At 59.0% G+C, this 11,492-nt stretch carries 10 protein-coding genes; 6 read left to right on the top strand and 4 right to left on the bottom strand.

Going from position 1 to position 11,492, the window contains the following annotated elements:
• Positions 1-170 precede the first annotated feature (170 nt).
• The 6 genes from LJE63_16310 to LJE63_16285 all read left to right on the top strand — a co-directional run bounded on the left by LJE63_16310 (position 171) and on the right by LJE63_16285 (position 6,499).
• Positions 171-602 carry a universal stress protein gene (locus tag LJE63_16310; GenBank protein MCG6908167.1) on the top strand — a complete coding sequence of 144 codons (432 nt, stop codon included), beginning with the start codon at positions 171-173 and terminating at the stop codon, positions 600-602.
• A 190-nt stretch (positions 603-792) separates the two neighbouring features.
• Entirely contained in the window at positions 793-2,604 is a 1,812-nt protein-coding gene (locus tag LJE63_16305; protein ID MCG6908166.1) for an SLC13 family permease, read from the top strand.
• 52 nt (positions 2,605-2,656) lie between these two features.
• Positions 2,657-3,466: a cytidylate kinase-like family protein gene (locus LJE63_16300; GenBank protein ID MCG6908165.1), complete on the top strand. Its 810-nt coding sequence runs from the start codon at positions 2,657-2,659 to the stop codon at positions 3,464-3,466.
• Positions 3,467-3,489: 23 nt separating this feature from the next.
• Positions 3,490-4,317, top strand: coding sequence for a cytidylate kinase family protein (locus LJE63_16295; protein MCG6908164.1), 828 nt, complete (start codon positions 3,490-3,492; stop codon positions 4,315-4,317).
• Positions 4,318-4,404: 87 nt separating this feature from the next.
• The gene (locus LJE63_16290; GenBank protein MCG6908163.1) at positions 4,405-4,815 is read left to right on the top strand and encodes a response regulator; all 411 of its coding nucleotides are present in this window, start codon (positions 4,405-4,407) and stop codon (positions 4,813-4,815) included.
• 115 nt (positions 4,816-4,930) lie between these two features.
• Positions 4,931-6,499, top strand: coding sequence for a HAMP domain-containing histidine kinase (locus LJE63_16285; GenBank protein MCG6908162.1), 1,569 nt, complete (start codon positions 4,931-4,933; stop codon positions 6,497-6,499).
• An 81-nt stretch (positions 6,500-6,580) separates the two neighbouring features.
• Here the strand turns inward: LJE63_16285 and LJE63_16280 are convergent, their stop codons facing one another.
• The 4 genes from LJE63_16280 to LJE63_16265 form a co-directional block, all read right to left on the bottom strand.
• On the bottom strand, positions 6,581-6,835 hold the full coding sequence (locus LJE63_16280; protein ID MCG6908161.1) for a hypothetical protein: 255 nt from the start codon (positions 6,833-6,835) through the stop codon (positions 6,581-6,583).
• Positions 6,836-7,166: 331 nt separating this feature from the next.
• Entirely contained in the window at positions 7,167-8,393 is a 1,227-nt protein-coding gene (locus LJE63_16275) for a diadenylate cyclase (protein MCG6908160.1), read from the bottom strand.
• Positions 8,394-8,711: 318 nt separating this feature from the next.
• Positions 8,712-9,914 (bottom strand): YibE/F family protein, encoded by a 1,203-nt coding sequence (locus LJE63_16270; GenBank protein ID MCG6908159.1) that lies wholly within the window; start codon positions 9,912-9,914, stop codon positions 8,712-8,714.
• Positions 9,915-10,004: 90 nt separating this feature from the next.
• Positions 10,005-11,492, bottom strand: a 1,488-nt coding sequence (locus tag LJE63_16265; GenBank protein MCG6908158.1) for an alkaline phosphatase, incomplete at its 5' end; no start/stop codon positions are given.

Raw genomic sequence — 11,492 nt, 5'->3', positions numbered from 1 at the left:
CCCACCCCCTGCCGGTATCCATGTGTTGCGAATCGCAACGCTCCCAAGCCGATGGTGTAAATCACGTATTTCGTAAAATTTCATTTTATAACAGTCAGTAACGACCATTCGCAGCCTCTGGCAAAGTCTTTGCTCTATAGGGGTGCTTTTATGATAAGGCGTGTGGAACCATGTTTCGAGATATTCTGATCATTTTCGACAATCAGAAAGCCTGCCCGGAAGCCCTCGAATATGGCTGCGAGTTCGCCGTGCGCATGAACGCACGGGTGACTTTTCTGCTGCTGGTTTCCATGTCTTTCAGAGGGCGAACCCTGTTGGGTTCCAAGCGCAATGCATTGAAAAAAATGGAGGAGCGCGCCGCCGGTCTGTTGAGCCGCTCGTCGGAAGCATACGTCCAAAACGGCATCGAGGTCAGCTCGGCCTGCAAGGTGGGCGACCCGGCCCAGGAACTGGTCAAATTCCTGGCCAACCGGCCGCCCTTTCAGGCCATCATCTGGGGCAGCGGACCTGATCTGCCAGGAAGGGGGCATTGGTTTGGCCGGATATCCGGCAACCTGGAGTGCCCTTTGTTGACCGTGAGCAAGCGCCAACACCACGGATAGGAGGCGGAAGCGCCAGGCATCCAAAGCATTTCGGAGACAGAATCAACGTGGACGGTTTCGTAGGAAGTCGGTCTTTAGGATATTCCGGCGAAAGCCGGAATCCAGCCAATAGCTAACGGATGCCGGATCAAGTCCGGCATGTCGAACACGGTGCTTCCTGCGAGATTGTCAACCAACTTTCGGAGCCATTATGGAACCTTTGACAACTGACATGATCCTCGTAATGTGCATGATCGGCCTGGCCGTTTTCCTCTTCGTGGTCGAGTGGGTGCGGGTGGATGTGGTGGCCATCCTGATGATGGTTATCTTGCCGCTGCTGCATCTAGTCACCCCCAAAGAGGCCTTCGTGGGTATGAGCAGTAACGCGGTTATTTCCATCATCGCCGTGATCATCATCGGTGCCGGGCTGGACCGCACCGGCATCATCAACAAACTGGTGACTCCGGTGATGGCCATCGCCGGCAAGAGCACCTCCCGGATTATCATCGCCATTTCCCTGACCGTTGGCGGGATCTCCAGCTTCATGCAGAATATCGGCGCGGCGGCCCTCTTTTTGCCTGCCATTCAGCGCATCAGCAAAATGCAGAAAATTCCCCTCAGCCGGTTACTGATGCCGGTGGGATTCAGCGCCATTCTGGGCGGCACAATCACCCTGGTGGGCTGCAGCCCGCTGATCCTGCTCAACGACCTGTTGGCCCCCTTCCACCTGAAACCTTTTGGGCTGTTCGACGTGACCCCCATCGGGGTGGCCCTGCTGGCCGGGGGTATTGCCTGTTTTATCTTCCTGGGCCGCTTAATACTTCCCCAGGGTGACGGCGAGGAGGGCGATCACGACGATCACGGCGGCGACTCTGACATGGCCTTCAGCGATCTGGGCGAGATGTACGAACTGGTCACCCCGGAGGATTTTACCCACTACCGGGACCCGTTGACGGTCCTGGATTTGCGCCAGCGCTACCTCTGCAACGTGGTGGCCATGACCGAGCCGCCCGATTTCAAGACGGTTTCGCCGGCCCCTGAAACGGCCCTGCAATCCGGCATCGAGATTGTGGTGCACGGCAAAAAAGAGGATGTGGACCGTATGGCGGCGGCCGAAGGAATGTCGGTCAAGGATGCCCTCGATACCTACAAGTTCGATCTGGACAGCGCCAAGTCGGGCATCGTGGAGGCCGTGGTTGCACCGCGCTCATCCCTGATCGGCAAAACCCTGCCGGAGATCGACTTTCAGGACAGATTTCGGATCAGCCCGCTGAGCATCTACCGTCAGGAAGAGACCTACCGGTCCCGTATGCGGGACATCCGTCTGCGAGCAGGCGACGTGATCCGTCTTTTCGGCACCTGGAAACGACTCAAAACGCTGCAACGCGAGGGCGGGCTGCTGTTCAGTATTCCCACGGAGCTGGAATACATGCGGCCGGAAAAGGCCATCTGGGCCGGCATCTGGCTGGTGGTGGCGCTGGTGATGATCATGGGATTCAACATTCAGCTGTCGGTGTCGCTGATGACCGGGGCTCTGGGCATGGTGATCACCCGGGTGCTGACCATCGATGAAGCCTACCAGTCGGTGGACTGGCGCACCATTTTTCTGCTGGCCGGCCTCATCCCCCTGGGCATCGCCACCGAAAAAACCGGAGCGGCCGCCTGGATCGCCCACAGCGTGCTCAACCTCATCGGCACGGTCTCTCCCATTATGCTGCTCTCGGTGATCGGGGTGCTTTCAACCCTCTTTACCCTGGTGATCTCCAATGTGGGCGCCACCGTTCTGCTGGTGCCCCTGGTGGTCAACATGGCCATCGCCGCCCACACCGACCCGCGCATGGCCGCCCTGGTGGTCGGTCTGGCCACCAGCAATTCCTTTATGCTGCCCACCCACCAGGTCAATGCCCTTTACATGGGGCCTGGCCGCTACCGCACTTTTGATTTTATCAAGGCGGGCAGCCTGGTCAGTATCGTCTTTTTGGTGATCATGATCGCCATGATCAGTGTGGTTTATGGCGTCTGACCTTTTTTACAGAGAATAAAGCCGACCTTCGGAATCAACAAGGAGTGCTTCAATGGCAATCATCACGATATCACGAGGCTCATATTCCATGGGCAAAATCGTAGCGGAAAACGTGGGCCAGCGGCTTGGCTACAGTGTCATCAGCCGGGATTTACTGCTGGATGCCAGCGACCGGTTCCATATCCCGGAGATCAAGCTCATCCGGGCCATCCACGATGCTCCGGGCATCCTGGGGCGCTTCAGTCACAGCAAACAGGCCTATCTGGCCTACATCCAGTCGGCCCTGACCGAGCGCGTCTGCAGCGACAACGTGGTCTACCACGGTCTGGCCGGCCATATCCTGCTAAAGGATATCCCAGGAGTGCTCAAGGTGCGCATTACCGCCGATATGAACTACCGCGTTGCCCGTGAAATGAAGCGCGAGGGCATCGGTGAACAGGAGGCCCGCGCGATCCTCGAGAGGGACGATCAGCAGCGGCGCAAGTGGACCAAAAGCCTGCATGGCGTCGACCCCTGGGACAGCAGTCTGTATGATCTGGTGATCCGCATCGACCGCTTCAAGGTGGACGACGCCGTGGATTTCATTTGCCGCGCAACCGAAACAGAAGGGTTCCGCACCTCGGAGAAGACCCTTCAGGAGATTAAGGATCTGGCGTTGGCCTGCCGGGTCAAGGCCGAGATCGTGGACGATTTTCCCACCCTGGGAGTGACCTGCCACTATGGCAACGTCATTGTGTACACCAAAGACAAGACCCATGCGGCCAAACTGCAGAAACAACTGGACGCCGTCCGTAAAACCGTCAGCGGTATCTATAACTTGGAAATCCACTCGTCCGGCAGTTTTCCCTCGGATGCCGTGTAGGCCGCGTAACCAAAGGAGGTACCATGTCCATTATCATAATTTCATCGGATTCCCTGGATCACGCCGAACAGATTGCCAAAGGAGCCGCCGAGGCGGTAGGCTACCAACTCTTGGGGCCCGATCTGCTCGGCGACATTGCGGCCGCCCATAAACTGCCTGTGGAAAAGCTGCAAGAGGCTCTGGGCGCCAACCATTCCAAATGGCGGCGCATGCGTACCAAGCGCCGGGCACAGTTACTGGCCTGTATCGAGGCTGAGGTTTTAAGCCGGCTCATGGCGGATCGCATTGTATGCTGGGGGCTGGCCGCTCATCTTTACGTCGAGGGCGTGTCCCATGCGCTCAAGGTGCGCCTGCTGGCAGATACCCGTGAGCAGGTCAAACTGGTTGCCCTGCAGCGCGACATATCCGAGCAGCGCGCCGAAAAAGTACTGCAGCGTGAAAAGCTCAAACAGGCGCAGTGGTCGCAGATTGCCTACAACTGCGATGAATCCGATCCATCCATGTACGACCTGGTGATCAACCTGGCGCAAATCAATCCGGATGAATCCATCAAAACCATATCCGGAGCGGTTGGGTATCGCAAGTTCCAGCCCATGACCTATTCCACCAAAAATCTGGCCGAATGCGCCCTGGCCGCCAAGGTCAAAACCAGGCTGCTCGAAAATATGAATGAGGTCCGCGTTCAGGTACGCGATGGCAGGGTGGTGGTGACCAGCAAGGCCTTTAAACGCGAGCGTCAGAAAAAGGCGGCCGCCATCAAAGAGATCGCCGGTGGTGTGGAGGGTGTTGAATTTGTGGAAGTCCACCTGATCAATTACGTCATTCGGGAAGCGGCCGAAAGCTTTCGCTAATCCCGATGGAATCCGGCCCCAGGGCGCGGCAGTGGAATTTCGGGAGCCCCGGAACCACGTTCGCTTTGGAGCCCAAAGGAGGCAGTTATGTCCAAACCGTTGCAGATTCTGTTGCTTGACGATGAAGCCATCGTGGGGAAACGCCTCAAACCGGCCTTGACCAAGGTGGGCTGCGAGGTTGAAGTGTTCCAGGAGCCCATCCCGGCCCTGGGGCGGATCAATGAAAAGACGTTCGATATCGTGGTCACGGATATCCGCATGGACGAAATGGACGGCATGCAGGTTTTGGAGCATGTTCTAGCCAAATCACCCGATACTAGGGTAATCATGATTACCGGCTATGCCATGATCGCCCTGGCACGGGAGGCCATGGAGAAAGGCGCCTTTGATTTCATCGCCAAGCCGTTCAAGCCCGACGACCTGCGCAAGGTCATCGCCAAAGCCGCCGACGCATTGGGAAAGCCCATTGATTTCACACCGGCTGACCAGGCGAGTTGAGGGGGTTGGTCAGGTTAACTCGCAGAACCAAGTAGGAGTATGCTTACGAGTACGAGGAAGAGCTCGAAGGTCAACCAGATGATATCCATCACCTGTGCGAAGCGAGGGCATCTTTATGACCCAGGATAGTCCGCCTGCCGATGCAACCAAGGCAAACGGTTCCGGCAGCATTCAACGCGTTTACGATCAGATGGAGATCATCGACAAGGCCCGCCATGCCCTGCTGGCGCGCAAGCGGTTCAGCGTCAAAAACCAGATTTACATGGCCAATGCCCTGGTATTTATCTTCGCGCTAATCATTGCCGTCGTTCTGATCTCCAACATTTACAAGATCCGCAATCATATGGATTTCCTGGAAGTGGTGCAGGAATTCATGGTGGAAATCCAGCAGGCCCGGCGTTACGAGAAAAATTTTTTCCTGTACAAAACCAACCTTGACGATGCCCTGGAGAACATCCATTTGGCCAAAGCTATTTTCTCCGACAACGCCGATCAGTTCACCGCCATTCTGGGTCATAAAGAACAGCAGACCTTTCTGCATCAACTGGAAGCCTACGCCGGCCTTCTGGAGGAGTTGAAAACCGTCGAACGCAACGATTTCGCCAAACTGACCGATCCGCAATTCATGGGAAAGATCGAAATCGATCTGCGCCAGCACGGCAAGAACATCATCACCGCCGCCCAGGGGCTGATGGAAGAAGAACGGGCAGCCCTCTCCAAGACCCTGGATCGCAAACGTGACATTCACATCGTCTTCCTGGTCATTCTGCTCTTCTTCTTGGTGGCCAATGCCTATTTACTGGTCAGTCGCATTTTCAAGAATCTGGCGCGCTTTTCCGGGTATGCGCAGCGCATAGCGGCCGGTGATTTCACCCCCATCACTCCGGTGCGGCGCTATCGGGATGAATTCACCGATCTTTCCGTGGCCGTCAACGAAATGATCAAGGAGATCGCCAACCGCGAAGCCGCCCTGATTCAGACCCACAAAATGCGCGCCATCGGGACGCTTACCGCCGGCGTGGCCCATGAGTTGAACAACCCCATGAACAACATCATGCTGACCGTTCACATGCTGATGGAAGATTACGCCAGCCTGTCGGACGAAGAGCGCTTGGAAATGCTCAAGGACGCGGCCGACGAAACCGCCCGGGCCAAGAACATCGTGGGCAATCTGCTTGACTTCGCCAGGGAGAGCGAATCAACCATCCAAACCCTCGACTTAGGGAAACTCCTCAAAGAAACTATCCACCTGGCGGAAAACCAAGTGCGCATGTCCGGCATCAGAATCGAACTGCAAGTCACCGAAAACCTGCCCTCAATCCACGGCGACGGCCAAAAGCTTAAGCAGGTGTTTCTCAATCTGATCCTCAATGCTGTGGATGTCTCAACCAGAGGCGGCAAAATCCAGGTCATGGCCTTGCCCTATGAAAAACCCGACCATGTGGCCGTCAAAATCATCGATTACGGCAAGGGCATTCGGGCCCACATCCTACCCTCGATCTTCGACCCCTTCTTCACCACCAAAACCAAAGGCAAGGGCACCGGACTTGGGCTGAGCGTGTCCCAGGGCATCGTGGCCAAACACGGCGGCAAAATCCTGGTCAGCAGCGAAGAAGGCAGCGGTTCCATCTTCACCGTTGTTCTGCCGGTAACAACCTTCCCGAGAAGTATCCAGGGGTTTTAGGGCTCACGCAAAAAAGAATCCGGCGTTCTGAAATGAGCGAAACCCAAGAAGCAAGATTTGGAATTATTTTTTTCCGAGGCCCTAAACGCGATCGGTGAGGTAATCGTCGGTCGACGGCATCCAGGAGTCGCCGCAGCCGTCGTGACCGGTTGCGGTAAGCGCGTGGGAGCGCGGCCGGACAGAACGCCTGGTTTTCCAAAGCCCCGGGTGCTCGAGGATCTTGCGGATCACATCGGCCTGCTCGATCAAGGCGATCACGCGCATCGGACCCGCGGGACACACCAGAGAATCGACCTCATAGATTTTTTGGATCAGCCGTGCCCAGTTTCGTCGCAACTCTTTCTCGCTCAGCTCCGGCTCCAGGATGCAGGGGATCGCGTCATCTGGCTTGTCTCATAAAAATTCGTGTGCCTGCGTGTTTTCGGAACTGAAAAAGCGCGCGACTGGCACAACCACCTGAATTTAGTATGGCTGGGTTGCGAAGGCAGGCCAACTTGGGGCAGTTTTCCACCCACAAATCTCAAACCCAAGTCAAAGGGGCGGGGTGGTCGGCGCTGTCTGAGCACCTGCGGAGAAGCAAAACCGAGCGCTATGGACCTTTGGAGGCCGTTTTGACGGTCGGACCCCGGGGGCTGCAACCCTTTTGGTAAGGGCGAAAAACGGGGGGTCACTGCGCAGTTGGCACGGCGGTTTCCGCCGCCGGCACACCCGTTTCCCCCGCGGGAGCGGACTTTGGCCCCAAGGTCAGGGTGAGTTCCGCCGGCTGGATCCGGACCACATCCAGCTGCCGGCCAGGCAGGGTGATCAGGTTCTGAAAAATGCGGAAGCTCTGGGTGCCCGCAGCAGCCTCGCGGAGATCCAGCCGCACGCGGATGTCGCGGGGCTTGAGGGTGCCGGCATCTTTGCGCAGGCCGCGGACGGTCACCTGTATTTCGGGTTTGACCGGATCGACGATTTCCAATTCGGCGGACAGGCTGTTGATTTCCACCGGCACCCGGAAGCTGACTTCGAAATCCTGCTGGCCGGCCAGAAGCAGCCACAGGACGCTGACCAGGGCCAGGCTTCCCAGTTTGAGCCGCCAGCGCCGGGTCAGCAACTGGCGCACCCAATGCAGTTTCGACACCTGCGGTGCGGCGGTGGCGATGCAGGCCGCTGAAAGCTCCCGGGAAAGTTCCCCCGCGCTGGTCATCGGAATCAACTGCCCCTCGCGGGCAAGGGACACCTGGCCGCGCTCCTCGGAGACCACCACCGTCCAGGCATCGCAGCGCTCGCTGATCCCCAGGGCCGCCCGATGGCGGGTCCCCAGATGGGATGGCAGATTTTCCGCCGCGCTCAAGGGCAGGAAACAGGCCGTCTCCACGATCTGCCCCTGGCGCACCACCACCGCCCCGTCGTGCAGCGGGGATTCCTTCTGAAAAATGCTGAGCAGCAGCTCCGGCCGCGGTGGGGCCTCCAGGGGAATACCGCCGGTGATCAGCTCATCCACGCGGTTTGAGCGTTCGATGATCAGCAGCGCCCCGATCCTCAGGCAGGCCATGGCGAAACAGGCTTCCGCCAAGCGGTCGGCCCATTCCGGCGGCGGCGGCAGCTTGGGCCACCCCAGGTTTTTGAGGGGGTTGAAGCGTTCCAGCACCTGCCGGATTTCCGGCTGGAACAGGATGATCAGCAGGATGATCAGCACCTGCCAGAGAATCTGGAACATCCAGGTGGTGAGAAAAAGACCCCAGGCGCGGGCCGCGGTGAAAATCAGCCCCAGCCCCAGCAGACCCACCAGCGCCCGGAAGGCCTTGGTGTCGCGAAACCAGATGTAGAGGTGGTAGGTCACGATGCTGAGAAAGAGGATGTCCAGGATGTCCTGGAAACGGATAAAGCGCAGGATCGCCAGGGTTGACATGGAGGTCGGTTCCGATGGGGTGACGGATCGCGAGCCCGGCAGCAAGGGGGCCGGCGCCCGGTTGCAGAGGCCGCCTCAAACGACGGACCGCCGACGGGAGCAGCGGCGATTCCGGTCGTTCAGGGAAATGAAGCGACTATGGCGCGGTACCGGTTGGCTGTCAATTTCTTTTTGAGGGGGACAAGGGAGGGACCCCGATGGGTAGCAGGGCGCCACAGGCGGGGACGGGCCACGGCGCCGGGGAGGACGGAGGGCGCGGCGGAATAGCGTTTCCCGGCGCCGCGTTGGGGTTCTGGCTCATGTCCGGTCGGCATGCCCCTATTCGGATACGGACCGCCGGAGAGCCGGCACGTTGGCGTGTTTCAGTGGGTTGGTCGTTTGTCTCGCGGGAGTGCGCGCTGCCTTTTTCTCCGGCCTTTCCCGGTAGATCAGGCCTGCCACCAACGCCGTGAAAGGCGCCACGGTCAACAGCCCGAAGCTCCCCACCAGGATGTTCAAGACCTCAGCGGCCACGAAGGGGGCGTTGAGGATGTTGGCAGCCGGCAGACCCTTGGCCATGAAGAGCAGAAACATGGTGATGTGGCTGCTGGAATAGGCCAGCAGCAGGGTGGTCGTCATGGTACCCACAACCGCCCTCCCCACCCGCAGGCCCGATCGCACGTGCTCGGCCAAGCCGATCGCCGGGTGCTTGCGTTTGATCTCGTCCATGCTGGCGGCGATGTCCATGGCCAGATCCATGACGGCCCCGGAAGAGGCGATGAACACGCTGGCAATGAAGATATCGGTCAGGTTGAGCGAATAGAAGCCCGCAAAGAGCAGGCTTTCGGCAAAGGGGCGGACCGCGCCGTGGAGGGCGAACCCCCTGGCGCACCAGACCGCCAGCCCGCAGGTCAGCAGCACGCCCAGCATGGCGCCGGTGAAGGCCGCGATCCCCCGGCGGTTGAGCCCGCCGACGGAGAAGGTGATCACCGCCGTGAGCAGCGCCACCACCCCGATACCGGTGGCGAGCGGCGGCCAGCCCCGCAGCAGCATGGGGAAAAAGAGCTTCCAGAGCAGCATGGCCGCGAAAACGAAGGAAAGCATGGCCTTCAACCCCGTGACCCCGGCAACCGCCAGCAGCATCAGGCCGAAAAACGCGATCAGCGCCAGCTGCAGGTGGAGCCGGTAGTGGCCGCGGGCCATTCCGTGGCCGGGCTTGCCGTCGACGGCGTCGTATTCGACCAAAACAACGGCGCCGGCCTGATAGAATTCGTCAAACTCCAGTTTGCCGGTCAGCATGTTGGTGATCGCAACCGTCTGGCCCTCGTGGGGGCCGTCCAACAGCCGCACCGTGAGAACCTGGGCCTCGGTCTTGACGATCAGGTTCTGGCGCACATGGCTGTTGTCCACATCGGTGATCAGGCCGCGGGCATGCAGACCGCGTGTTCCCCGCGGCGACTGGGCCAAATCGAGAAAGGCCAGCCCGATGCAGACCGCCGCAATCACCAGAGAAAAGAGCCATTCCCGCCGCAGGCGCGACATTTGCCCCCCTTTAATCGGATCGTTATGAAAAAGGGCGCCCCGGGAGTCGGGGCGCCCTTTGGTGCGCGGGTTCACCGCGATGGCGCTCGGTTAGTACTTCGTCACCGGCAGTTCGGCGCGGATGCCCATGGCCCGGGCCAGTTTCTTGGCGATGTCGGTGTTGTCGTAGAAACCGGCGAAGCGAAAGGCCTCGCGGCCTTCGGCAAAGACCGGCACCGGCACGCCGGTGTGGGAATAGGAAGTCCAGCCGATGCTGGCGCGCTCGTTGAGGATGTGGGTGATGGTCACGATGATGGGCTCGTAATTGCCATAGAGAAGATTGTTTTTGTCCGCTTCGTCCGCATGGCTCCCGTCAATCCATTTTTTTGAAACCGGATCATACACCCTGGTCATAGACCAGTCATAGGCTCTCTCAAGTTGTTCCTTCTGGTAATCATTGAGATCATCATAACTAAGACCAAAAAAACTAAGTACCAGACCGTCCATGCCGTTTTCTAAAAAATTGTTGGGAGATGCATGCTGGTAAGTGTCGGAATATTTATCCTTATGAGCCAGCCACTCATTCATCCCGAAATGTTCGTAGCTGTTGGTCTGGCCCATGAGGCGGTCGTAATAGGCCGTATAGGCCGTCGTAGCGTGGCCGATGGTCATGCCGCCGGTCTCGTGGTCGCCGGTGACCACCACCAGGGTTTGCAGCGGGTGCTGCCGCATGAACTCCAGGGCCACGCCGATGGCGTCGTCGAAATCTATCATATCGCCGATGGCGGCCACGGCATCGTTGGCGTGGCAGGCCCAGTCGATCTTGCCGCCTTCGACCATGAGGAAGAAACCTCGGTCGCGATGCCGGCCACGGCCCCGGCGATCTCTGTAGAGGTTCTCGATGGCCACTTCGGTCATTTCCGCCAGGGAAAGGTTCTTGTCCGGCTTGTCAATGGCATAGGGCATCGCGGCAGAACCCGGCAGCACGGGATTGATGCACACGACCTTGTCTTTGGGGTTATCCATCAGATCCAGAATCGCACCACGGTCATTGAGGACCGTATAGCCGTTTTTTGTAAGCAGATCCCAAACGTTTTCGCCGGTGTCGCCATCGCGCGCCGGCCCTGTGGGCGCGACCAGGCCGCCGCCGCCGAAGAACTCGTAGCCGCTTTCGGCCAGCTGGGTGGCGATGTTGTTCATGTAACCGCGACTGGTCACGCTGGCGTAATAGGACGCCGGCGTGGCGTGATCCAGCGACACGCTGCTGATGATCCCGACCTTCTTGCCCTGCTCGTGGGCGAGCTGGGCGATGCTCTTTAATTCGGTGGTCAGGGTCTCATCCATGCCGATGGTGCCGCTCTTGGTCTTGGCGCCGCAGGCGAAGGCCGTCCCGGCGGAAGCCGAATCGGTCATCAGGGCGCCGGCATCGTAGGTGGTCTGCATGCCCTGAACGCGCATCTTGCTCATGTTGAGACGGTTTTCCGGATTTAAGAGGTCTGCCGCCACGGTCGCCGATCCGCCGTTTAGGGTCGTCAGGTAGGCCTCGGTGGCCTGGATCTGCGAACTGGCCATGCCGTCGCCGAGGAAGAAAAAGACGTA

The sequence above is a fragment of the Desulfobacteraceae bacterium genome, from assembly GCA_022340425.1.
Taxonomy (GTDB): Bacteria; Desulfobacterota; Desulfobacteria; order Desulfobacterales; family JAABRJ01; genus JAABRJ01.
Note: the sequence above shows the minus strand (reverse complement) of the source record. Positions and strands in the feature narration are given on the sequence as shown.

What these genes read in the sequence shown, in the direction of transcription:
- LJE63_16285 (MCG6908162.1), top strand. Translation starts at nt 4,931, where the DNA reads ATGACCCAGGATAGTCCGCCTGCCGATGCAACCAAGGCAAACGGTTCC.
- LJE63_16300 (MCG6908165.1), top strand. Translation starts at nt 2,657, where the DNA reads ATGGCAATCATCACGATATCACGAGGCTCATATTCCATGGGCAAAATC.
- LJE63_16290 (MCG6908163.1), top strand. Translation starts at nt 4,405, where the DNA reads ATGTCCAAACCGTTGCAGATTCTGTTGCTTGACGATGAAGCCATCGTG.
- LJE63_16310 (MCG6908167.1), top strand. Translation starts at nt 171, where the DNA reads ATGTTTCGAGATATTCTGATCATTTTCGACAATCAGAAAGCCTGCCCG.
- LJE63_16275 (MCG6908160.1), bottom strand. Translation starts at nt 8,393, where the DNA reads ATGTCAACCCTGGCGATCCTGCGCTTTATCCGTTTCCAGGACATCCTG.
- LJE63_16305 (MCG6908166.1), top strand. Translation starts at nt 793, where the DNA reads ATGGAACCTTTGACAACTGACATGATCCTCGTAATGTGCATGATCGGC.
- LJE63_16270 (MCG6908159.1), bottom strand. Translation starts at nt 9,914, where the DNA reads ATGTCGCGCCTGCGGCGGGAATGGCTCTTTTCTCTGGTGATTGCGGCG.
- LJE63_16295 (MCG6908164.1), top strand. Translation starts at nt 3,490, where the DNA reads ATGTCCATTATCATAATTTCATCGGATTCCCTGGATCACGCCGAACAG.